The organism is Mesorhizobium sp. C268A, assembly GCF_040324475.1.
GTDB lineage: Bacteria > Pseudomonadota > Alphaproteobacteria > Rhizobiales > Rhizobiaceae > Mesorhizobium.
In genome coordinates, this window is sequence record NZ_JAMYVX010000001.1 from 1,252,275 (window position 1) to 1,275,864 (window position 23,590).

Here is a 23,590-nt window from a genome sequence, read left to right on the forward strand (position 1 = left end):
CTCTGCCTTGCCAGGCATCTCCCCCGCAAGGGGGGAGATTGGCAGCTCCAACGCTTCACCCCTTCTGCGCTGTCCCATCAAGATACTGCGTCAGCGCGCAGACCAGATGATAGAAGATGCTGGCCGGCACGTCCGATGCCAAGGAGCGGCCGCGTTCGTCGATGCGGTCGATCCACAGGCCGAGCGGCGCCGGGTCGATGTGCCAGCGGAATAGCCGGCCGACGCGCGCCTCGATTTCGGGCTTGAGGTCGGGACCGCCCGAGCCATCCAGCGCAATCGCCGCCTTGATCGCTTCCGCCTGCGGCCAGCTGCGCGATACGAGGTCGAGCGGCAGGCCCTGCCGGGAGACCGCACCGTAGGCAAGGCCGGTGGCGCGGTTGAGGCCGTTGGCGATGGCCGAGGCGTAGAGCTTGCGGGCAAAATTGCTCAACTCGCCCTGGCCGCTGCGGGCGACGAAATCGGTGAGCAGCGAGGCCCATTCGAAATGATGGCCGGGCTCGGTCCATGTGCCCTTCTCGCCGGCGGCCGGCTTCCACCCGGCGTCGAAATATTCGCCCAGCGTCCAGCTCTCGGCATCGAAGAAATGACTGCGGAAAAGGTCGATGATGCGCGCGGCGCGGCGCAGATAGGTGCGGTCGCCGGTCGCCTCATACCAGGCGAGGAAGGCCTCGAGCAGATGCATATGCGGGTTGGAGCGCCGCTCGCCCTCCCCGTCCGACGTCTCGAGGAAACCGGTCATGCGGCTGTCCTCGAGATGCGCGTCGAGGAACACGAAGGTCTCCTGGCCCAGCCGCAGCGCATCCGGATTGCCGCACATATGCGCATGCGCCAGCGCCAGCAGCACGCAGGAATGGTCGTAGGCATCCTCGGTTGGGTCGGCGACGGAGCCGTCGACATTGAGCGTGCGCACCCAGCCGCCCCGGTCCGTGCGGCCCTTGCCGGCCATGAAGGCGATGCCATGGGAGATCAGGCGATCGGCTGGACCGTCCCAGCCGCGGGCCTTGGCAACGGCGAAGGCGTAGACTTGCCTCGCCGTCGTGCGCATGCGCTTGGGCTTCAACAGCGCCTCGCCGTGGAAGCCGAGCGCCTCGTGGAAGCCGCCATGACGCTCATCGACGCCTGAAGTCGACCAAAGCGGCAAGGTCTCCTCGAACAGCCAGTGATGCACGCGCCGACGCCAGGCGCCGCTCTCGATGACGCGGTCGTGTGCCGGCGTAAACCTGGTTTCCAGCCGTCCCGATTTCTCCAGCTGCTCGACGATCTTCTTGACGTGCTGGCTGTGGCTGACCGGTGCGACGAAGGTGGCGTCCGCCGTCGAGACGATCGCGACGTCCTTCATGCCGATAGCCGACAAAAGCCGGCCGTCGCTTCTGATGTAGGAGTTCTCGCAATCGATGGCGACAACATCGCCGACGACGACATTGCCATTGGCATCAGCAGGGCCGACATCGAGCAGCGACTGCCAGGAGCCGAGGTCGTTCCAGCGAAAGCCGGCCGGTACCATGACGATGTCCTTGGCCCGCTCCATGATGGCGTAGTCGATCGAGTTCGACGGGATGGCGGCGTAGAGGTCGAGCGGCATATAGAGGCCGGACAGATCCGAAGTCGCTGCCTTGTAGGCCGCTTGGGTGGCCTGCCAGATGTCGGGCTGGAAGGCCGCAAATGCATCGCGCATGGCGCCGGCGCGAAACAGGAAAATGCCGGTGTTCCAGTAGAAGGTGCCCGCACTGAGATAGCTCTGCGCGGTGGCGAGGTCGGGCTTTTCGACGAAGCGCGACACGTCGAAGACGCCGCCGCTTTCGGCTGCGACTTCGATATACCCATAGCCGGTCTCGGGCTGCGTCGGCTTGATGCCGAACACCACCAGACGGCCGGAAAGGGCTGCCAGGCTGCCAGCCTCGACGCTCTGCCAGAACTGCTTGGGCGTGGCGATTTCATGGTCTGACGGCACCACCAGCACCAGGCTGTCGCCGAACTCCGACAATGTGCGCAACGCGGCCAGCGCCACGGCGGCAGCCGTGTTGCGCCCGGTCGGCTCGAACAGCGGGCCACCGCCGGCGAGGTCGAGGCCGGCAAGGTCGGCATGCACGCGCTCGGCATGGCGCTCGGCGGCGATCAGGAAGATCGGCGTCTCACCTTCCGGCCGCGCCGTCAGCCGGCGCAAGGTCTTGGCCAGCATCGAGCCGTCGCCGGAGAGATCGTGGAACTGTTTCGGGTTGTCCTGGCGCGACAGCGGCCACAGGCGCGAGCCGACACCGCCGCTCATGACAAAACTGACGATGCGCTCGCTCATGAAAGGTCCAATCAGAACGTCTGGTTGTAAGCGCCGACTTCGGGGCTGCGGCGCAGCACGGCGTCGACGGCCTCGAACATCTGCCGGCGGCGGTCGGACGATACCGGGCTTTCGACAACCACGACAAGCTCCGGCTTGTTCGACGACGCCCGTACCAGGCCCCAGGTGCCATCTTCGGCCACGATGCGCACGCCGTTGACGGTGATCAGGTCGGCGATCTTCTGGCCGGCAAAAGCCTTGCCGGCGCGCTGCATCGCCTGGAAGTCCGCCACCACCTGATCGACCACGCCGTATTTCACGTCATCGGCGCAATGCGGCGACATGGTCGGCGTGCCGAAGGTCAGCGGCAGCGCGCGATAGAGATCGGCCATCGAACTTGTGGGGTTGCGGACGAGCATCTCACATATGGCTATTGCCGTGATGAGACCGTCATCATAGCCGCGGCCGATCGGGGAATTGAAGAAGAAATGGCCCGACTTCTCGAAGCCGGCGACGGCGCCAAGCTCGGCGACGCGGCGCTTTATGTAGGAATGACCGGTCTTCCAATAATCGGTGACGGCGCCATTGGCTTGGAGCACGCTGTCGGTGTTGAACAGGCCGGTCGACTTGACGTCGACGACGAAGGTCGAGCCGGGATATTGGGTTGATATGTCCCGCGCGAGCATGACGCCGACCTTGTCGGCAAAAATCTCGTTGCCCTCATTGTCGACCACGCCGCAACGGTCGCCGTCGCCATCGAAACCCAGGCCGACATGGGCACCTGTTTCCAGCACTTTGTCCCTGATGGCATGCAGCATCTGCATGTCTTCCGGGTTCGGGTTATAGCGCGGAAAACTGTGGTCGAGCTCGACATCGAGCGGGATCACCTCGCAACCGATGCGCTCCAGCGCCTGTGGCGCGAAGGCGCCGGCAGTGCCGTTGCCGCAAGCGGCCACGACTTTCAGCTTTCGCGCGATGCGCTTGTCGCTCACCAGATCGTCGAGATAGGTCTCGCGAAAACCGGAGACGAATTCGTAGGAGCCACCGCCGGCAAGATCGAAATCGCCCGACAGCACGATCTGTTTCAGGGCGCTCATCTCCTCCGGTCCGAAGGTGAGCGGCCTCGCCGCACCCATCTTGACTCCGGTCCAGCCATTCTCGTTGTGCGATGCCGTGACCATGGCGACGGAAGGCGCGTCGAGCGCGAACTGGGCGAAATAGGCCATGGGCGACAGCGCCAGGCCAATGTCTTTCACCTTTGCGCCCGCAGCCATCAGGCCGGAAACCAGCGCCAGCTTGATGGCAAGCGAATAGGAACGGAAATCATGCCCGGTGACGATGTCGGGCCCGGCGCCAAGACGGCGGATCAAGGTGCCCAGGCCCATGCCCAGCGCCTGGACGCCGATCAGGTTCAGCTCCGGCGGCTGCGCGGAGCCGGCATGGCCAAACCACCAGCGCGCGTCGTATTCGCGAAAGCCGGACGCCTTGATCAGCGCTTCGGTTTCGAATTCGAAGCTGTTGGGCCGGGCGTCGCCTACGATTTTCAGGGGCAAGACAGCAAAGCTCCAGATGGCGAAAACACGATTTATCGAGGCTGCTGCCTAGCACACAAGGCTTTAAGCGGGGTTTATCCCGGGCGGGAAATCCAAGCTTTGCGGCAATGCCCGACGAAAGCCAACGAAATGCGACAGAAGCGCTGCCATTGCCGCTTGCGGGAACGGTATGTGGCAGCTATAAGCCCGCGGTCTGGTCACGGAGTGTAGCGCAGCCTGGTAGCGCACCTCGTTCGGGACGAGGGGGTCGCAGGTTCAAATCCTGCCACTCCGACCAGAAAAAACAGACACTTAGGTGTTCGTTTCTCCCGACCCACAAGATAGCTTGATGCAAACCGGCCGCGTCGGCGTTCGCTGTCAGCATGGTGTTTTGACGCGACAACCTTCCGCGCTACCTCGATAATAGGAATGCCGCCGAGACAGCGGCCGGAACGAGGTTTGCGGAAGATGAATTTGTTGATTTCAAGCCGGCTGTCAGCGCTGCTCGCTTTGTCCTTGGCGGCAGGCTGCTCATCGCTGGGCAGCGCGGTGAACCCGGCGAAATACGACAGCATGACATGCGCCGAGCTCAACAACGCGGTAGGCGATACCGCGCGCGACATCTCGCAAACCGCCATCACCCGCGGCAGGGTCACCAACACCAGCGTTCCCAACTGGCTGCTCGGCGGCACGCGCGTGAAGAGCGCAGTGGCCAAGCGTGAGACGGCCAGAATCGAGCTGCTGAAGCAGCGGCAAGAGGCCATTGTCGCGACAAGAGCCAACAGATGTCCCAGGTCAGCGGGCTAAGCGAACTACTGGCCCTACCCTGACTATCTGCTCAACGTCACGCCTTAAGCACTCAGCCGGAAGCGCGTGACATCGATCGCCGCAGCCATCAGCGTCTGGGTGTAGGCGGCCTGCGGGTTGCTGAATATCTGTTCGGTCGGGCCTTCCTCGACGATCTTGCCCTGCCTCATGACGATGATGTAGTCGGCCATGGCGCGCACCACGGAGAGATCGTGGCTGATGAAGAGGTAGGACAGTTCGTGGTCGGCCTGCAGCTTGCGCAGCAATTCGACGATCTGCTTCTGCACCGAGCGGTCGAGCGCCGAAGTCGGCTCGTCCAGCACCACCAGTTTGGGCTTCAGGATCACGGCACGCGCGATGGCGATGCGCTGGCGCTGGCCGCCGGAGAATTCGTGCGGGTAGCGGTTGCGTGCGTTGGGGTCGAGGCCGACCTCGAGCAAGGCCTCGACGGCGCGCTGATCGCGTTGCTTGCCTGACAGGTTCGGCTCATGCACCAGAAGCCCTTCGGTGATGATCTGGCCGACAGTCATGCGCGGCGACAGCGAGCCGAACGGATCCTGGAAGACGAGTTGCATCTCACGTCGCAGCGGCCGCATCGCCTGGCGGTCGGCGGTGGAGATGTCGCGGTCGCCGAAGCGGATGACACCGTCGCTGGGCAACAGGCGCAGAAGTGCGCGGCCGAGCGTCGATTTTCCCGAACCGGACTCGCCGACGATACCGATGGTCTGGTTGCGCTTCAGCCGGATCGAAATGTGATCGACGGCGCGTAGCAGCAGCGGTTCGCCGGCAAGGAAGCCGCCGCCGATCTTGAAGGTCACTTCGACATTGCGGCCCTCCAGCAGCACCGGAGCGCTGGGCGGCGGCGCCGCCTTGGTGCCGGTCGGTTCGGCGGCCAGCAGCATTTTGGTATAGGCATGCTGCGGGTTGGCGAAAAGTGCTTCCGCCTCGCCTTCCTCGACCACCTCGCCATAGCGCATGACATAGACGCGGTCGGCAAAGCGCCGGACGATGCCGAGGTCGTGGGTGATGAAGACGATGGCCATGCCGAGCTTGCGCTGCAATTCGGCGAGCAGCACCAGGATCTGCGCCTGGATGGTGACGTCGAGCGCCGTCGTCGGCTCGTCGGCGATCAGGATGTCGGGGTCGTTGGCCAATGCCATGGCGATCATGACGCGCTGGCGCTGGCCACCTGACATTTCGTGCGGATAGGATTTCATCCGCCGCTCGGGATCGGGGATATGCACCAGCCTGAGCAACTTGAGCGCCTCGTTCCGTGCCTCGGCTGCGTTCAGCCCGCGGTGCTTGCGGATCGGTTCGATAAGCTGGTTGCCGATCGAATAGAGTGGATCGAGCGAGGTCATCGGCTCCTGGAAGATCATGCTGATCTTGGCGCCGCGCACCCTGTTGAGGTCGGGCTTGCTCATGGTCAAAAGGTTGCGGCCGCGATAATCGACGTGACCCGTCGCCTCGCCATTGGACGCCAGCAGGCTCATCGCCGCCATCATGGTCTGGCTCTTGCCGGATCCGGATTCGCCGACCACGGCAACGGTTTCCCCTGCCTTGACGTGGATGTTGATGCCCTTGACCGCTTCGACCGCGCCGTCGAGCGTGCGGAAACGGACGCGAAGGTCCTTGACGCTGAGGATCGTTTCGGGCGTTTCCATCGCAACGGTCCCCATTTTATTTGGTCCCCATATTATCGGTCTCTCGGATCGAGCGCATCGCGCAGGCCGTCGCCGACGAAGTTCAGCGCAAACAGCGTCGACACGAGGAAGAAGGCGGGGAACAAAAGCAGCCAGTTGGCGGTGCCAATGTTCTTGGCGCCGACCGAGATGAGCACGCCCCAGCTGGTCATCGGCTCCTGCACGCCAAGGCCGAGGAAGGACAGGAAACTTTCCAGGATGATGACCTGCGGCACCAGCAGCGTCATGTAGATCACCACTGGTCCGAGCAGATTGGGGATGACATGGCGCAGCAGGATGCCGCGCTGGCCGACGCCCATGGCTTCGGCCGCCTGGACATACTCCTGCCGCCGGATCGACAGCGCCTGGCCGCGCACGATGCGCGCCATGTCGAGCCACAGCACCGCCCCGACCGCCAGGAACATCAGCACGAAATTGCGGCCGAAGAACACCACCAGCATGATGACAAAGAAAATGAAGGGCAAGGAATAGAGCACGTCGACGATGCGCATCATCACCTCGTCGATCTTCCCGCCGGAAAAGCCGGCCGCCGCCCCGTAGAGGACGCCGATGACCACGGCGACAATGCCGGCAAGCAGGCCGATGGCCAGCGAGATGCGCCCTGCCATCAGCGTTCGCGAGAGAAGATCGCGACCGGTGTTGTCGGTGCCGAACAGGAAGTACTGCTGTTTGACCGACGCAGTCATAGTCAATTCGAGCCCGTCGGCCGATTTGCTCTCTATCTTGGTATCGTCGAAGGCATCGGAGCGGTCAAGATAGCGGATGTTGCGGTCGTCGATCGGTTTGGTCGAGGTGACGGTGACGGTGACGCGACTGCCGTCCAGTTTCCACTCCTTGATGTCGACGCGCATGCGCTTGATGGCATCCTTGAGCGCCGTCTCGATCATGTCGGGCTTCGGATAGGCTGAAAAGCTTGGCGGCGTGCGCACATAGTCGGCATAGATGGTGGTGTACTGATGCGGCACGAACCAGGGGCCGAAGATGCTGATGACGCCAATGAAGGCCAGGTAATAGAGGCTGAACATGGCGGCGCGGTTGGCTTTGAGGCGCGCCCATGCGTCGCCCCAGAGCGAGCGGCCGACGACGGCCGGCGGAGCGGCGGCGGCTGTGATGTCAGTCATAGCGCACCCTCAGTCATAGCGTACCCTCGGGTCGACGACCGCGTACATGACGTCGACGATCAGGTTGAAGACGATGGTGAAGAGCGCGATCACCACCACGGTCCCCATCACCAGCGTGTAGTCGCGGTTGAGCGCGGCATCGACGAAATAGCGGCCGACACCGGGAATGGAGAAGATGGTCTCGACGATGACCGAACCGGTGAGCAGCGCCGCGGCTGCCGGGCCGGTGAAGGAAACGATCGGCAGGATGGCGCCGCGCAGCGCGTGCTTGACCACCACCGACCAGTCGGAGAGGCCGAGCGCACGCGCCGTTCGGATATGATGCGAACGCAAGCTCTCGATCATCGACCCGCGCATCAGGCGGGCAACGATGGCGATCTGCGGCAAGGCCAGCGTCAGCACCGGGCCGATCTTGTTGATCAATGCGCCATCACCCCAGCCGCCGATCGGCAACAGCTTCCAGGTCAATCCGAACACCAGCTGAATCACAGGAGCGATGACGAAGGTGGGGATAGTGCTGCCGGCGGTCGCCAGCGCAATCACCGTATAGTCGCCAAGCTTGTTCTGGTTGAGCGCGGCGATGGTGCCGAGCACCGAACCAAGCAGCAGCGCTAGGATCAGCGCCGAGGTGCCGAGCTGGACCGATATCGGCAGCCCCTTGGCAAACAGTTCGGTGACGGTGAAGTCAGGCAAATTGTAGCTCGGCCCGAAATTGCCGCGCAGAAGATTGCCGAGATAGTGGGCATATTGCAGCCAGAGCGGATCGTCGAGGCCGAACTGTGCTTCCAGATTGGCCCTGATCTCGGGACTGAGGCCCCGCTCCTGATTGAAAGGGCCGCCCGGTGCGACGCGTATCAGGAAGAACGCCATGGTCACGATGACGAACAGCGTCGGAATGGCGGTCAGAAGCCGCCGTAAGATGTATCGCAGCATCGGCGCCCCGCTTCGGCCAGAGCGACATACGTCCATGCAGACGCATTGCCACGCTCCGGCGCCAAATCTTCGCACCGGGCTTGCCGAAAATCGACCACGACTTTCGGACCGGTGCGATGACCGACCAGTCCGCCCCGCCCGGAGGGGGCGGGGCGGTCCAGTCAAGGATGATTATCAGTCCTTGGAGACGAAGCGGGACGGATGGATGTCCATCACATTGTCATCGAAGCCATGCAGCTTCGAGGAAACGATATCGTGGAAGCTGTAGTAGAGAAGCGGAATGTTGCCGACGTCATCGACAAGGATGCGCTCGGCCTCGGTGAGGTCCTTCATGCGCTCTTCCGGCTTGCCGCCGGCAGCCGCGGCCTTGTCCATGGCCGCCTCATATGCCGGGCTGACGTAGCTCGAATAGTTGTTGCCGCTGGCCTTGCGGGTGATGCCGAGGAAGGTCTCGGGATCCTTGTAGTCGGCGATCCAGGCGGCACGCGCCACGTCGTAGTTGCCCTTCTGCTCGAGGAAGGAATAGTGGGTCTTGGTATCGGTGTTGAGCAGCGTGATCTCGACGCCAAGCGGCTTCAACTGTTCCTGGATGGCAACCGCGGTGTTCTTGTGGTTTTCCGAGGTGTTGTAGCGGATCTCCATCTTCAGCGGATGCTCGGGCGTATAGCCGAGTTTCTCAAGGATCTTCTTGGCGGCGTCCTCGCGGTCGATCTGCGGCATGTCGGCGTATTTGGCCATTGCCGGCGTGTAGCCGGCGATGCCCGGAGGCACCATCGAATAGCCAGGCAGCATGGAATTCTGCCAGACCTTTTCGGCCAGGAAGTCGCGGTCGATCGCCATCGAGATGGCGTTGCGCAGCTCGACATTGTCCCACGGTGCCTTGTCGGTCTTGATCGCGTAATAGTAGGTGCCGAGATACGGTCCGACACGGACCTGATCGCCGAACTTGGTCTTGAGGTCAGCGAGCTGTTCGGTCGGCAAGTCGCCGTAGCTGTCGAGTTCGCCGGCCTCGAAGCGCTTCATCGCCGATGAGCGGTCTTCGGTCGGGATGTAGTTGACGACGTCCATCTTGACGGTCGCGGCATCCCAGAATTTCGGATTTTTGACCAGCTTCATGTGGTCGTTGGGAATCCACTCGGCCAGCGTATAGGCGCCGTTCGAAACGAGATTGCCCGCCTTGATCCAGTCGGCGCCGAGCTTGTCGATCGAGGCCTTGTTGACCGGATAGGTAGCCTGGTGGGTCAGCATCTCGAGGAAGTATGGCGTCGGCGCCTTCAGCGTCACCTCCAGGGTGTTGGTGTCGATCGCCTTGACGCCCATGTCCTCGGGCTTGCCTTTCTTGGTGTTGACTTCCTCGGCGTTCTTCACGGGATAGAGCATGGAAGCGTATTCGGCGGCGGTCGCCGGATCCTCAAGCCGACGGAAGGAATAGACGAAGTCCTCGGCCGTCACCGGGCTGCCATCCGACCACAAGCCGTCCTTGCGCAGCTTGAAGGTGTAGACGGTGCCGTCATCCGATACCGTCCAGCTTTCGGCGGCGCCCGGGATGAGGTTCGTCTTCTGATCGTGCATGACCAGTCCCTGGAACAGGTCGCGTATGATATCGGCTTCGTAGACGGTCGAGGTCTTGTGCGGATCGACCGTCTCCGCTTCGGCGGCGCTGCCTCTGTTATAGACGGTCTCGGCAAGGGCCGGCGTCAGGAACGTGCCTGCGGCAAAGGTCATGGTCGCGGCGACAAGCGTCGCCTTCAGCATATTTTTCAGCATGAAGTCTCTCCCTGTGGCGCTGCCCATCGGCTGCGCCTTACGAGTGTTGACGCCCCGGAACCGATTTCTGGCCCCTTCGAGCGCGCCGCCGGTTCCCGTCCCGGCAGCTGGTGGCAGGAGACTAGACAGACGGAAATATTATTTCAACCGAGTCTTGCTTGACGCTAAGTGAGCATCCTCACCCTAAACCAGCCATAGCTAATCTATATTACCAGGTTCAATTGGGTGCAGCTCGCGGTTGTCCTGTAATTTTGCGTTTTGCCCTCAGCAGTTGTAATTGGCGCAACCATCTGGAAACATTCCAGGAATGCCGTTCGTGGCCAAGCTCGACGAAAGTACCGAAGAAGCCCGAAAATGAAAAACATGGCGCCGGTGGCGTTGCACGGATCACTCGGCACGGTTGCATGCGGACACGATCTTTGTTGACGCCGGACGGCGTCCCTGAAGATCAGCCTACCTTGCCGACAAACCAGCCCAGGGCCGGCAGCAACAGCCCCTCCTCCTGCAGGACGGCACCGCCACCCAGAGCGATCGTCTCGACAGGCTGGAGATCCGGCGGCAGCCGCCAGTCGGCCGGCTTGTCGGCGAAATTGAAGACGCAGAGCAATATCGCGTCCTCGCCCTGCCGGATGAAGGCAAGGACATCGCCGTCGGTATCGAGAAAGCGGATCGGGCCCTTGACCAGCGCCAGATGCGCCTTGCGCAAGGCGAGCATCGTCCGGTAGCCGGCGAGCACGGACTTGTCGTCGGCGTTCTGGATATCGACCGCCCGAGCGCGGTGGCTTTCCGGCACCGGCAGCCAGGGTTTTCCCGAGGAAAAACCGGCATTGTCGGCGCCCGCTTCCCAGACCATCGGTGTGCGGCAGCCGTCCCTGCCCTTTACCCCCGGCCAGAAACGGATGCCGACGGGATCGCGCAGATCCTCGAAGGTCAGTTCCGCCTCCTCCAGCCCAAGCTCTTCGCCTTGGTAGAGACAGATCGAGCCCCGCAGGCAGGAGAGCAAAGCGATAGCGAATGTCGCCACCGCATCTGGATCGCCGCCCGGCCGCGTCCAGCGGCTGACATGGCGCACGACATCGTGGTTGGAGAACGCCCAGCAGACCCAGCCGTCGGCGACAGCTGCCTCGAAGGCCTCGACGCAGCCGCGCACATGGGCGGCTGAGAATTGCTGACCGAGCAGGTCGAAGGTGTAGCACATGTTGAGCTTGTCGCCGCCGGATGTGTAGGCGGCCAGCGTCTGCAGCGAACGGCCTTCGTCGCCGACCTCGCCGACACTGGCGCGGCCGTCATATTCGTCGAGCAAAGCGCGGAAGCGCCTGAGGAAACCGAGGTTTTCCGGTTGCGTCTTGTCGAACAGATGCTCCTGGAAGAGATAGGTGTTGGTTTCGCCATTGGTGCCGGCGACGCTCGACGCCAGCGGCGGATTGCTGCGCAGCCAGCGGTCGTGGACATAGTAGTTGACCGTATCCAGGCGGAAGCCGTCGACGCCGCGCTCGAGCCAGAACCGCACCGTCTGCAACAACGCGTCTTGAACCTCAGGATTGTGGAAGTTGAGGTCCGGCTGCGAGGCGAGGAAATTGTGCATGTAGTATTGCCGGCGGGTCGCGTCCCACTCCCAGGCCGGGCCGCCGAAGACCGACAGCCAGTTGTTGGGCGCGTTGCCGTCCGGCCTGGTGTCGGCCCAGACATACCAGTCAGCCTTGGGATTATCCTTGCTGGCACGGCTCTCTACAAACCATTCGTGCTTGTCGGAGGAGTGCGACAACACCTGATCGATGATCACCTTCAGGCCGAGCCTGTGCGCCTCGGCAACCAGCGCGTCAAAGTCGTCGAGCGTGCCGAACATCGGATCGACCGCCTGATAGTCGGAGACGTCGTAGCCCATATCGGCCATTGGCGATTTGAAGAAGGGCGACAGCCAGACGGCGTCGACGCCGAGCGAGGCGACGTACGCCAGCCGTGAGGTGATGCCTGAGAGGTCGCCGCTGCCGTCGCCGGTGGTGTCCTGGAAGGAGCGAGGATAGATCTGGTAGATGACGCAGCCGCGCCACCAGTCGGCGCTCTGTTCGGGTCCCGGCTGGGCATTGTCGTCGGCCATCACGGACCCTTCCTGGCGCGGGCCTTTGCGGTCCGGCGCTCGATCATGAAACTGACACTGCGGCCGGGCAGCGGCCACGCGAGGTCGACCGCTTGCGCTTCAACAGCCGGCTGCCATTCAAACCCTTGCCGCGCGGGCAGCGTGAAGACGCATTGGCGGCGATCGCCATTGACGATCACAGCCAGGCGGCCTTCCTCGCCATCGCCGAGCAGCATGACGAGGCGATGGCGCGAGCCATCGTTCCAGTCGGCTTCGCCGAGCGGCGCGCCGGTCTCGGTCAGCCAGGCGACGTCGGGCACATCAGAACCGTCCGGCGGCTCTCCGGTCAGGAAGCGCGTATCGGAAAGCGCCGGCACCGCGCCGCGCAGAGCTGCGAGCGCCGACACATGGGCTTCCAGCCCGACGTCGCGCCCGGCCCAGTCGAGCCAGGTGATGGCGTTGTCCTGCGCATAGGCGTTGTTGTTGCCCCCTTGCGTGCGGCCGAATTCATCGCCCGCCGTCAGCATGATGGTGCCGCGCGAGGCAAACAGAGTGGCGAGCAGCGCGAAGCGATCATGGGAACGGGCCTCGGCAATCGCCTTGTCCGAGGTTTCGCCCTCGACGCCGTTGTTCCAGGACAGGTTCTCATTGTGGCCGTCGCGGTTCTTCTCGCCATTGGCTTGGTTGTGCTTGGCTTCATAAGCGACGATATCGGCCAGCGTCATGCCATCGTGCGCGGCGATGAAGTTGACCGTGCGGCTGGCGGATTGGCCCTCCCTGCCGAACACATCGGAGGAGCCGGCGAGCCTTGTCGCCAGCGCACCGACCGCGCCGGCATCGCCGCGCCAGAAGCGCCTGACGTCGTCGCGGTAGCGGTCGTTCCATTCGAGGTAAGGCGGCCGGAAATTGCCGAGCTGATAGCCATTCGGGCCGATGTCCCACGGCTCGGCGATCAGCACCCTATCGGCAAGCAGAGGATCGCCAGCGATGGTCTCGAGCAACGGGGCCGCCGGATCGAATACGCCATCGACGCGGCCGAGGACCGGCGCCAAGTCGAAGCGGAAACCGTCGACGCCGGCATGGCGGACGAAATGGCGCAGCGTGTCGAGTACCATGTCGCGAACGACCGGATGGTCGCAGGCAATGGTATTGCCGGTGCCGGTATCGTTGGCCAACCTGCCGTCCTGCTCGCTGCGGTAGTAGGCTTGATTGTCGAGGCCGCGCAGCGACAGCGTCGGCCCGAGCCGGTCACTTTCGCCGGTATGATTGAAGACGAGATCGAGGATGGTGCCAATGCCAACCCTGCGCAGCACCCCCACAGTATCGCGCAACTCGGCGATGCCGCCGGGCGCCAGGCGCGGGTCGAGCGCCATGAAGGTAACTGGGTTGTAGCCCCAGGCATTGCTGAGGCCCAGCGGCGGCAAATGGCGCTCATCGACCCATGCCGTCACGGGCATCAGCTCAACGGCGGAGACGCCGATCTTCTTGAGATGTTCGACGATAGCCGGATGGGCAAGGGCTGCAATGGTGCCGCGCTGCGCTTCGGGCACGTCCGGATGCAGCCTGGTGAAGGAGCGGACGTTGAGTTCGTAGATCAGGCCGCCTGGCTGGAACAAAGGCGGCTTGGCCGGCAGCGGCTTCGGTTGAGCCCGCGCGATGGTCTTCGGCATCAGTGGCGCGGTGTCGGCGCCTTCGTTGCGCCGGGCGGCAAGCCGCCAATGATGCTGGTAGGGCCGGTCGATCTCGACGGCGTAGGGATCGGTGAGCAGCTTGTCGGGATCGAACCACAGCCCGCGCTCCGGCGCATATTCGCCGTCGGCGCGAAAGCCGTAGCACGTACCTGCGGCAAGGCCGGCGACGAACAGCGCATGGACGCCCTCGCCTTCCGGCTGGAGTTCGAGCCGGTCGGTTTCGCGAGCGCCAGTGTCGTCGAAGATCGACACCCAGAGCCGCCGCGCGGACGACGACCAGGCGGCGAAGCGGATGCCTTCGGGAGTGACGGTTGCGCCGAGCTGGGTCATCGGCGCATCCTCCACCCTCCCCCTTGTGGGGAGGGTCGCGAACGAAGTGAGCGGGGTGGGGGTCGGCGCGGGGAAAGCGCTTTACGAGCACCCCCAACCCGATCCGCTGCGCGGATCGACCCTCCCCACAAGGGGGAGGGTAAAGACGTCACCACCCTCAAGTAATCACGCTCGGCTTGTTGCGCCCGGTGTGGCTCTTGATCCCGGCGATATCATCGGCAGCCGCGATCAGGTCGGCGAGCGCCTCTTGCGTGTCGAGATCATGCCGCGCTTTGTCCGGCTCGTAGCGCTCGATGTAGACGCGCAGCGTAGCACCCGACGTGCCGGTGCCGGACAAACGAAACACGACACGCGAGCCGCCTTCGAACAGGATGCGGATGCCCTGGTTCTTGCTCACCGAACCGTCGACGGGATCGTGATAGGCGAAGTCGTCGGCATTGGCGATCTTCAGTCCGCGCACGCTGGTGCCGGGCAGCGAAGCGAGCTTGGCGCGCAACTCGTCGACCAGGGCGTTGGCGCGCCCGGTTTCGACCTCCTCATAGTCATGACGTGAATAGTAATTGCGGCCGTAGGTCGCCCAATGTTCGGTGACGACGTCTTTGCAGCTTTCGCCGCGCACGGCCAGGATGTTCAGCCACAACAGCACCGCCCACAGCCCGTCCTTTTCACGGACATGGTTCGAGCCGGTGCCGGCGCTTTCCTCGCCGCAGATCGTTGCCATGCCGGCATCGAGCAGATTGCCGAAGAACTTCCAACCGGTCGGCGTTTCGTAGATGCCGATGCCGAGCTGTTCGGCGACGCGGTCGGCAGCGCCGCTGGTCGGCATCGAGCGGGCGATGCCTTTGAGGCCGTCCTTGTAGCCCGGCGCCAATTGCGCATTGGCGGCAAGCATGGCCACCGAATCCGACGGGGTGACGAAAATGCCCTTGCCGATGATGAGATTGCGGTCACCGTCGCCGTCGGAAGCGGCGCCGAAATCGGGCGCATCCGGTCCCATCATCTCGTCATAGAGATGCTTGGCGTGGACCAGGTTCGGATCCGGGTGATGGCCGCCAAAATCCGGCAGCGGCTTGTAGTTGCGGCAGGTGCCATTCTCCGCGCCGAGCCGGCGCTCGAGGATTTCCTTGGCATACGGGCCGGTGACCGCATGCATGGCGTCGAAGCGCATGCGGAAGCCGTATTTGAAATTGGCGCGGATGGCGTCGAAGTCGAACAGGCTCTCCATCAATTCGGCATAGTCGGTGACCGGGTCGATAATCTCGACTGCCATGCCGCCGGCGGTCACCGTGCCGATCTTGTCGATGTCGATCTGGTCGATGTCGGCGGTCTTGAAGCTCGAAATCGTCTTGGTCTTTTCGAAGATCGCGTCGGTCAGCTTTTCCGGCGCCGGGCCGCCATTGCCGGCATTGTACTTGATGCCGAAATCCTCGTGCGGGCCGCCCGGATTGTGACTGGCCGACAGGATGATGCCGCCGAAGGTCTTGTATTTGCGGATGACATGCGACGCCGCCGGCGTCGACAATATGCCGCCCTGCCCGACCATCACCTTGCCGAAGCCGTTGGCCGCCGCCATGGCGATGGCCTTCTGGATGACCTCGCGGTTGTAGAAGCGGCCGTCGCCGCCGATCACCAGCGTCTTGCCCTCAAAGCCCTCCAGCGCGTCGAAGATCGACTGGATGAAGTTCTCGGCATAGTGCTCCTGCTGAAAGACAGGCACCTTCTTGCGCAGGCCGGACGTGCCGGGTTTCTGGTCGAGATAGGGTTTGGTGGCGACGGTCCGGATCATGCTTCAGGCAACCCTTTTCGAAAGCAGCAGGCGGTAGAGTTCAACGTATTTGTCGGCGCTCTTGTCCCAGGAGACATCGGCCTTCATGCCCTGGCGCTGGATCTGTTCCCAGACGGCCGGGCTCGAATGCGCATCGACCAGCCGGCGGATGGCGTGCAGCATGGCGCCGCCACTATTGGGCGCGAACTGGAAGCCGGTGGCGACACCGGCCGAGATCGCTGCTTCATTGGCGTCGATGATGGTGTCGGCAAGGCCGCCGGTGCGGGCGACGACCGGCACGCAGCCATAGCGCAGGCCGTAAAGCTGGGTCAGCCCGCAAGGCTCGAAGCGCGACGGGATGACGATGGCGTCGCAGCCGCCCTGCATGGTGTGGGAAAGCCCCTCGTCATAGCCGACGACGACGCCGACACGGCCGCGATGGCGGGCGGTGGCAGCCAGCAGCGCGCCTTCCAGGCCGGCGTCGCCTGAGCCGAGGATCGCCAGCCGCGCGCCGGTGGCGACGACGCCGTCGACCACAGCCGCCAGTATGTCCATGCCCTTCTGCCAGGTCAGCCGGCTGACGACGCAGACGATCGGACTGTCGTCGCGCTCGAGGCTGAAGCGGTCCTCGACAACCGCCCGGTTGGGAAGCCGAGCCTTGAGCGTCGCGGCGGAGTAGGCCGACACCAGATGCTTGTCGGTCTCCGGGTTCCAGATGTCGGTGTCGATGCCGTTGACGATGCCGTAGAGGTCGGAAGAGCGCATGTTGATCAGGCCGTCGAGGCCCATGCCGAATTCCGGCGAGCGGATTTCCTGGGCATAGGTGGGGCTCACCGTGGTGATCGCCCAGGCCGCCTGCAGGCCGGCCTTGAGGAAGCCGACGCCGCCATAGTATTCTACGCCGTCGAGCGCCATCGCCGCGGCCGGCAAGCCGAGCTCGCCAAAAATGCCGGCGCCGAACTGACCCTGGAAGGCAAGGTTGTGAACCGTGATCAGCGACGGCACGCCGACCGCCTTGCCGTAGCGCATATAGGCCAGCGTCATCGCCGACTGCCAGTCATGGGCGTGGACGAGATCCGGCTGGTAGCCGGAAATGGCGCCGCCGGCGATATCGCCACCGACCTGGCTCAGCGCAGCAAAACGCCGCCAATTGTCGGGCCAATCGGCGCCGGCCGCATTGCCGTAAGGGCCGCCGGGACGGTCGTAGAGATGCGGCGCGTCGAGCACGAACAGGTCGAGCCCGGCGATCTTGACGGCATGGACCGAAGCCTTGCCGCCCTGCAGCAGCGGGTATTGGTAGACAGCCTTCTTTTTCTTGAAGGCGTCCATCACCTGGGGAAAGCCGGGGATGAGCGTGCGCATGGTCACGCCCTTGGCGGCCAGCGCGATCGGCAATGCGCCGGTCACGTCGGCAAGTCCGCCGGTCTTGATCAGCGGGAATATCTCGGGCGTGACCGACAGAACCTGCATGCGTTTATGGTACCCCGTCTTACAGCTTCAGCTTGTCGATCATGTCCTGCGTGACCAGGCAGATGCCCTTTTCCGAAACCCGGAAACGCTTGGCGTCGAGAACAGGGTCTTCGCCAACCACCAGCCCTTCCGGTATCCTTACACCGTGGTCGATGACGACGCGCTTCAACTTTGCGTTCCGGCCGACATGAACGTCGGGCAGCATGACGACCTCTTCCAGCGTCGAATAGGAGTTGATGCGCGCGCCGGTGAAGATCAGGCTGCGCTTCAGCGAAGCACCCGAGACGATGCAATCGCCTGAGACGAGCGAGGAGACGGCCGAACCGCGCCGGCCATCCTCGTCATGCACGAACTTTGCCGGCGGCTTCAATTCGGCATAGGTCCAGATCGGCCAGTCACGGTCGTAGAGGTCGAGTTCGGGGGTAATGTCGGTCAGGTCGATATTGGCTTCCCAGTAGGCGTCGACCGTGCCGACATCGCGCCAATAGGCCTCGTTCTCGGCCGTCGAGCGCACGCAGGATTTGGCGAAGCGATGCGCGATCGCCTTACCGTGCTGGACGATGTAGGGGATGATGTCCTTGCCGAAGTCGCGGCTTGAACCCGGCTCGGCGGCATCGCGGCGCAGCTGCTCCATCAGGAACTTGGTCTTGAAGACATAGATGCCCATCGAAGCCAGCGCGAATTCCGGCTTGTCGGGAATGCCGGGCGGGTCGGCGGGCTTTTCGACGAACGCGATGATGTTGTCCTTGCCGTCGACATGCATGACACCGAAGCCGGTCGCTTCCATGCGCGGCACTTCGAGGCAACCGACGGTGACGTCGGCATTGGCGTCGACGTGCTGACGCAGCATCAGCTCGTAGTCCATCTTGTAGATGTGGTCGCCGGCGAGGATGACCATGTATTCGGGGCCATAGGCTTCGATAATATCGATGTTCTGGTAGACGGCGTCGGCGGTGCCTTCATACCACTGCGTTTCCGAGACACGCTGGCTGGCCGGCAGGATGTCGAAGCTTTCGTTTCGCTCCGGCCGCAGGAAGTTCCAGCCGCGCTGCAGGTGGCGGATCAGCGAATGCGCCTTGTACTGGGTGGCGACACCGAGGCGGCGGATGCCGGAATTCAGCGCATTGGACAGCGCGAAATCGATGATGCGCGTCTTGCCGCCGAAATAGACAGCCGGCTTGGCCCTGCGGTCGGTCAATTCCTTGAGCCGGCTGCCGCGGCCGCCGGCCAGCACATAGGCCATGGCATCGCGCGCCAGCGGCTGGGTTCTCTTCAAGTCTGCCATTTTTACCCTCCCAAATTACCAGTCTGGAGCATCGCCCGGTCCGCAACGAGTCGACGGACCTAATCCGAAACGAGTTGACGGACCTAGTCCGCAACGAGTTCAAGCATGATCGTCGACAGCGGCGGCAAAAGCATCGTTGCCGAAATGCCTCCTCCTTCCGCCCTGGCTTCGACCACACCGCCATTGCCCTTGCCCGAACCACCGTAGTCCGAAGCGTCGGTGTTGATGATTTCGCGCCATTTGCCGACCTTGGGCAATGGCACGCGATAATTGTCGCGCGGCACTGGCGTGAAGTTGGAAATGACGGCGATCGGGTTGCCGCCGGGCGCGCTGCGCAGCCAGGCGAAGACCGAATTTTCCTTGTCGTCGACGATCAGCCAGGAGAAGCCGTCCGGCTCGCAGTCGCGTGCATGCAGCGCTGGGCGCGAGCGATAGAGATAGTTTAGGTCGCGCACCGTCTGCCAGACGCCGCGATGCGGGTGGAAGTCGAGCAGGTTCCAGTCGAGCGCGCGCGCCTCGCTCCACTCGCGGTGCTGGGCGAATTCCTGGCCCATGAACAACAGCTTCTTGCCGGGATAGCCCCACATGAAGGCGTAAAAGGCGCGCAAAGTCGCGAACTTCTGCCAGTCGTCGCCGGCCATCTTGCCGAGCAGCGTGCCCTTGCCGTGCACGACCTCGTCATGGGACAGCGGCAGCACGAAATTCTCGGAAAAGGCGTAGGTCAGGCCGAAGGTCAGGTCGTTGTGGTGATGTTTGCGGAAGATCGGCTCCTTGGCGAAATACTCCAGCGTGTCGTGCATGAAGCCCATGTTCCATTTGAAGCCGAAGCCCAGTCCGCCTTCATGCACCGGCGCCGAGACCTTCGGCCATGAGGTCGATTCCTCGGCGATGGTCATCACGCCGGGATGGTGGCCGTAGACCTCCTTGTTCATCTTCTGCAGGAAGGAGACTGCTTCGAGGTTTTCGCGGCCGCCCTTCTCGTTGGGGATCCATTCGCCGGCCTTGCGCGAATAATCGAGGTAGAGCATCGAGGCCACCGCATCGACGCGCAAACCGTCGACATGGTATTTCTCGGCCCAGAACAGCGCATTGTTGACCAGGAACGACACCACCTCGCGGCGGCCGAAATTGTAGATCGCGGTGTTCCAGTCGGGATGAAAACCCTTGCGCGGATCGGCATGCTCATAAAGTGCTGTGCCGTCGAAATTGGCCAGGCCATGCGCGTCGACCGGGAAATGCGCCGGCACCCAGTCGAGGATGACACCGACGCCGGCGCGGTGCGCACCGTCGACGAAACGGGCGAAGCCGTCGGGGTCGCCGAAGCGCGCTGAGGGGGCATAAAGTCCGGTTGTCTGATAACCCCATGACGGGTCATAGGGATGTTCGGAGATCGGCAGGAACTCGATGTGGGTGAAGCCGGTCTCGACAGCATAGGGGATCAGCTGGTTGGCGAGTTCGTCCCATGACAGGAAGCTGCCATCATCGTGCTGCTGCCACGAACCGGCATGGACCTCGTAGATCGATATGGCTTCGCGCCGGGGATCGGCCTTTCGCCAGTAAGCGCGATGCGCCTCGTCGCCCCATTCATGCGCCGGCGGCACCGCCGTCACTGAGGCTGTGGCCGGGCGCAATTCCGACTTGAAGGCGAACGGATCGGCCTTGAGCGGCAGGCGCACGCCGTCCGGGGCAATGATCTCGTATTTATAGGGGTGGCCGGCGCCGATATCGGGAATGAACAGTTCCCAGATGCCGGTGTCGCGGCGGTCGCGCATCGTATGGCGGCGGCCGTCCCATTCGTTGAAGTCGCCGACCACGGAGACGCGCCTTGCATTGGGCGCCCAGACCGCGAAATGGACGCCCGACGCGCCTTCATGGTCGAGGAGATGGGCGCCGAGCTTGTCGAACAGCCTGAGATGCGACCCTTGGGCGATGTAATAATCATCCATCGGGCCGAGTACCGGGCCGAAGGAATAGGGATCGGTCAGCCACCAGTCGCCGCCGGCATTTTTGGCGTGATACCGCAGCGGCTGGCGCTTCTTGATCGACAGTCTGCCTTCGAAGAAACCGGCGTCGTCGCGCCGCGTGAGTTCGCCGGCGTTCTTGCCGGCCAGCGTGTATGCGGTGACGAACTCGGCATTGGGGACGAAGCAGCGGGCAACCAGGCTCTTGCCGGCATCATGCACGCCCAGGATTGCAAAAGGATCGCCATGCGTGCCTGCAACAATTGCGGCGACATCGCCGGCTGACGCCAGCCCGTCCGACCCGCTCGTCGTCGCGGTCGCGCGCGGTTTCTTCATCAGGCGGTGTCCCTCCCTGGGAACCAGTTCTTGTGCACAAGACCCATTGTCGTGGGCCTCATGCAATCATATCAGGCGGGCACGTTCCAGATTTCTTTCGCATATTGGCGGATCGTGCGATCGGAAGAGAACCAGCCGACGCGGGCAACGTTGCGGATAGCGCGCGCGTACCAATCGGGGCTGTTGCGCCAGACGGCGTCGACATCGCGCTGGGCGGCGGCATAGGCGTCGAAATCCGCCGCCACCATGAACCAATCGCTGTTGTAGAGACCGTCGACCAGCTCGCGGTAGCGATCCGGCTGGTCGGGCGAGAACACGCCCGACGATACTGCGGCAACAGCCTGCGCCAATTCAGGGGAGCCCTCGATCACGGCGCGCGGGTTGTAGCCATTGCTGCGCCGCTCGGCGACTTCCGCCGTGCTCAGGCCGAAGATGAAGATGTTGTCGTCGCCGACGCATTCCTTGATCTCGACATTGGCGCCGTCGAGCGTGCCTATGGTCAAGGCGCCGTTCAGCGCGAACTTCATGTTGCCGGTGCCCGACGCCTCCATGCCGGCAGTCGAAATCTGCTCGGACAGGTCGGCGGCCGGCATCATCACCTCAGCCAGGCTGACATTGTAGTTCGGCACGAACACCACTTTCAGCAGGCCGCGCACCGACGGGTCGCTGTTGATGACCTTGGCAACGTCGTTGGCCAGTTTGATGATCAGCTTGGCATTGTGGTAGCTGGGCGCCGCTTTGCCGCCGAAGAATTTGACGCGCGGCATCCAGTCCTGTTCGGGATGCGAGCGGATCTGGTCGTAGAGCGCGATCGCTTCCAGGATGTTGAGCAGCTGGCGCTTGTATTCGTGGATGCGCTTGACCTGGATGTCGAACAGCGCCGACGGGTCGAGCTTGATGCCGAGCCGGTCGGCGACCAGATTGGCGAGCTTGATCTTGTTGGAGCGCTTGACGGCGGCGAACTTGTCGCGGAAGGCGGCGTCACCGGCAAAGGCTTCGAGCCCCTTGATGGCGTCGATGTCGTCGAGGAAACGGTCCCCGATCGCCGCGCGGGCGAGCGCGGTGAGGCCTGGATTGCACTGGATCAGCCAGCGGCGTGGCGTGATTCCGTTGGTCTTGTTGTTGATGCGATCGGGATAGAGCTTGTGGAGATCGGCAAACACCGTCTCCTTCATCAGCTCGGTGTGCAACGCCGACACGCCATTGATCGAGTGCGAGCCGACAAAGGCCAGGTTACCCATGCGCACGCGGCGGTCGCCATTTTCCTGGATCAGCGAGATGCGGCTGATCTGCTCATTGGAAAACTGGTTGGTGGCGCGGGCCTCAAGCAAAACCTGCGCATTGATGGCGTAGACGATCTGCATATGGCGCGGCAAAAGCCGTTCGAACAGCGGCACCGGCCAGCTTTCCAGCGCCTCCGGTAGCAGCGTGTGGTTGGTGTAGCCGAAGGTGCGCTTGGTAATATCCCAGGCCTGGTCGAAATCCATGCCATGGACGTCCATCAGCAGGCGCATCAGCTCCGGCACGGCGATCGCCGGATGGGTGTCGTTGAGATGGATCGCCGCCTTGTCGGGCAGCGAGGCGAGATCGCCATACTGGCTGAGATGGCGCTGGACGATGTCCTGCAGCGACGCGGTGGAGAAGAAATATTCCTGCCGCAGCCGCAGTTCCTGGCCGGCCTTGTGGGAATCTGCGGGGTAAAGCACACGCGACAAGGCATCGGCCTTGTTGCTTTCGGCCAGCGCGCCGATGTGGTCGCCGGCGTTGAACTTGTCGAGCAGGATCGGATCGATCGGCATGCCGGACCAAAGCCGCAGCGTGTTGACGCGGTTAGCGCGCCAGCCGACCACCGGGGTGTCGTAGGCGACGGCCTGGACATGCTCGGTCGGCTTCCAGACGTGACGTTCGAGCCGGCCATCCTTGGAGGTGATCGATTCCACCGAGCCGCCGAAGCCGACCTCGAAGGCGCGTTCGCGGCGCTCGAACTCCCATGGGTTGCCGTGGTCGAGCCAGGTTTCGGGCAGTTCGACCTGCCAGCCATCATGGATCTCCTGGCGGAACATGCCGTTGGCGTAGCGAATGCCGTAGCCATGCGCGGGAATGTCGACGGTCGCCATGCTTTCCATGAAGCAGGCGGCGAGCCGGCCAAGACCGCCATTGCCGAGCGCTGCATCCGGTTCGAGCCCGGCGATGAGGTCGAGGTCGACGCCCAGCGACTTGAGCGCTTCTCGCATATTGTCCATCAGGCCGAGATTGGAGAAGGCATCGCGCATCAGCCGGCCGATGAGGAATTCGAGCGACAGGTAATAGACGCGCTTTTCCTGCTGGGCGTAGGCCTCCTGCGTCGCCTGCATCCAGTGATCGACGATGCGGTCGCGCACGACCTTGATCGAGGCTGTCAGCCAATCATATTGCGTGGCAACGGAGGTGCCTTTGCCGACCCGGTATTTGAGAGCCAGCAAGACTTCGTCGGCCAGCGTCTTGGGATCGGGTATTTCGAGATCGGGGGCTTTGGCTGTCATTGTTCGCGTCATACTGCC

13 protein-coding genes, 1 tRNA gene and 1 pseudogene are annotated in these 23,590 nt (G+C 63.3%); 2 read left to right on the forward strand and 13 right to left on the reverse strand.

Going from position 1 to position 23,590, the window contains the following annotated elements; genetic code table 11:
- Positions 1-55: 55 nt before the first annotated feature.
- Together NKL06_RS06395 and NKL06_RS06400 are read right to left on the reverse strand one after the other, a co-directional pair.
- On the reverse strand, positions 56-2,293 hold the full coding sequence (locus tag NKL06_RS06395; RefSeq protein WP_023692767.1) for a mannose-1-phosphate guanylyltransferase/mannose-6-phosphate isomerase: 2,238 nt from the start codon (positions 2,291-2,293) through the stop codon (positions 56-58).
- An 11-nt stretch (positions 2,294-2,304) separates the two neighbouring features.
- Entirely contained in the window at positions 2,305-3,825 is a 1,521-nt protein-coding gene (locus tag NKL06_RS06400) for a phosphomannomutase/phosphoglucomutase (protein WP_023692766.1), read from the reverse strand.
- Positions 3,826-4,025: 200 nt separating this feature from the next.
- Between NKL06_RS06400 and NKL06_RS06405 the strand changes: the two genes are divergently transcribed.
- Together NKL06_RS06405 and NKL06_RS06410 are read left to right on the forward strand one after the other, a co-directional pair.
- A tRNA-Pro gene (locus NKL06_RS06405) sits at positions 4,026-4,102 on the forward strand.
- A gap of 170 nt (positions 4,103-4,272) precedes the next feature.
- On the forward strand, positions 4,273-4,611 hold the full coding sequence (locus NKL06_RS06410) for a hypothetical protein (protein WP_023692765.1): 339 nt from the start codon (positions 4,273-4,275) through the stop codon (positions 4,609-4,611).
- 44 nt (positions 4,612-4,655) lie between these two features.
- Here the strand turns inward: NKL06_RS06410 and NKL06_RS06415 are convergent, their stop codons facing one another.
- The 11 genes and pseudogenes from NKL06_RS06415 to NKL06_RS06465 form a co-directional block, all read right to left on the reverse strand.
- On the reverse strand, positions 4,656-6,275 hold the full coding sequence (locus tag NKL06_RS06415; RefSeq protein ID WP_023692764.1) for an ABC transporter ATP-binding protein: 1,620 nt from the start codon (positions 6,273-6,275) through the stop codon (positions 4,656-4,658).
- Between the two features lie 32 nt (positions 6,276-6,307).
- Positions 6,308-7,435 (reverse strand): ABC transporter permease, encoded by a 1,128-nt coding sequence (locus tag NKL06_RS06420; protein ID WP_023670736.1) that lies wholly within the window; start codon positions 7,433-7,435, stop codon positions 6,308-6,310.
- Positions 7,436-7,444: 9 nt separating this feature from the next.
- On the reverse strand, positions 7,445-8,368 hold the full coding sequence (locus NKL06_RS06425; protein WP_023684574.1) for an ABC transporter permease subunit: 924 nt from the start codon (positions 8,366-8,368) through the stop codon (positions 7,445-7,447).
- Between the two features lie 426 nt (positions 8,369-8,794).
- A pseudogene (locus tag NKL06_RS06430) lies at positions 8,795-10,162 on the reverse strand (peptide ABC transporter substrate-binding protein); the annotation flags it as partial.
- Between the two features lie 421 nt (positions 10,163-10,583).
- A complete protein-coding gene (gene bglA, locus NKL06_RS06435; RefSeq protein WP_023692762.1) occupies positions 10,584-12,233 on the reverse strand; it encodes a beta-galactosidase BglA in 1,650 nt (549 codons plus the stop codon).
- A complete protein-coding gene (glgX, locus tag NKL06_RS06440) occupies positions 12,233-14,233 on the reverse strand; it encodes a glycogen debranching protein GlgX (protein WP_023692761.1) in 2,001 nt (666 codons plus the stop codon). The genes bglA and glgX overlap by 1 nt, the downstream gene beginning before the upstream one ends.
- Positions 14,234-14,390: 157 nt before the next feature.
- Complete coding sequence (locus tag NKL06_RS06445; protein WP_023692760.1) at positions 14,391-16,019, reverse strand: alpha-D-glucose phosphate-specific phosphoglucomutase; 1,629 nt, start codon at positions 16,017-16,019, stop codon at positions 14,391-14,393.
- Positions 16,020-16,022: 3 nt separating this feature from the next.
- Positions 16,023-17,468 carry a glycogen synthase GlgA gene (glgA, locus tag NKL06_RS06450; protein ID WP_023692759.1) on the reverse strand — a complete coding sequence of 482 codons (1,446 nt, stop codon included), beginning with the start codon at positions 17,466-17,468 and terminating at the stop codon, positions 16,023-16,025.
- 19 nt (positions 17,469-17,487) lie between these two features.
- A complete protein-coding gene (glgC, locus tag NKL06_RS06455; RefSeq protein ID WP_023670729.1) occupies positions 17,488-18,753 on the reverse strand; it encodes a glucose-1-phosphate adenylyltransferase in 1,266 nt (421 codons plus the stop codon).
- Between the two features lie 83 nt (positions 18,754-18,836).
- Complete coding sequence (gene glgB / locus NKL06_RS06460) at positions 18,837-21,050, reverse strand: 1,4-alpha-glucan branching protein GlgB (protein WP_023692758.1); 2,214 nt, start codon at positions 21,048-21,050, stop codon at positions 18,837-18,839.
- A gap of 71 nt (positions 21,051-21,121) precedes the next feature.
- Positions 21,122-23,584, reverse strand: coding sequence for a glycogen/starch/alpha-glucan phosphorylase (locus NKL06_RS06465; protein ID WP_023692757.1), 2,463 nt, complete (start codon positions 23,582-23,584; stop codon positions 21,122-21,124).
- Positions 23,585-23,590: the final 6 nt, after the last annotated feature.

Coding starts and splice junctions, on each gene's coding strand:
- NKL06_RS06395 (WP_023692767.1), bottom strand. CDS start 2,293: ATGAGCGAGCGCATCGTCAGTTTTGTCATGAGCGGCGGTGTCGGCTCG.
- NKL06_RS06410 (WP_023692765.1), top strand. CDS start 4,273: ATGAATTTGTTGATTTCAAGCCGGCTGTCAGCGCTGCTCGCTTTGTCC.
- NKL06_RS06415 (WP_023692764.1), bottom strand. CDS start 6,275: ATGGAAACGCCCGAAACGATCCTCAGCGTCAAGGACCTTCGCGTCCGT.
- NKL06_RS06420 (WP_023670736.1), bottom strand. CDS start 7,435: ATGACTGACATCACAGCCGCCGCCGCTCCGCCGGCCGTCGTCGGCCGC.
- NKL06_RS06425 (WP_023684574.1), bottom strand. CDS start 8,368: ATGCTGCGATACATCTTACGGCGGCTTCTGACCGCCATTCCGACGCTG.
- bglA (WP_023692762.1), bottom strand. CDS start 12,233: ATGGCCGACGACAATGCCCAGCCGGGACCCGAACAGAGCGCCGACTGG.
- glgX (WP_023692761.1), bottom strand. CDS start 14,233: ATGACCCAGCTCGGCGCAACCGTCACTCCCGAAGGCATCCGCTTCGCC.
- NKL06_RS06445 (WP_023692760.1), bottom strand. CDS start 16,019: ATGATCCGGACCGTCGCCACCAAACCCTATCTCGACCAGAAACCCGGC.
- glgA (WP_023692759.1), bottom strand. CDS start 17,468: ATGCAGGTTCTGTCGGTCACGCCCGAGATATTCCCGCTGATCAAGACC.
- glgC (WP_023670729.1), bottom strand. CDS start 18,753: ATGGCAGACTTGAAGAGAACCCAGCCGCTGGCGCGCGATGCCATGGCC.
- glgB (WP_023692758.1), bottom strand. CDS start 21,050: ATGAAGAAACCGCGCGCGACCGCGACGACGAGCGGGTCGGACGGGCTG.
- NKL06_RS06465 (WP_023692757.1), bottom strand. CDS start 23,584: ATGACGCGAACAATGACAGCCAAAGCCCCCGATCTCGAAATACCCGAT.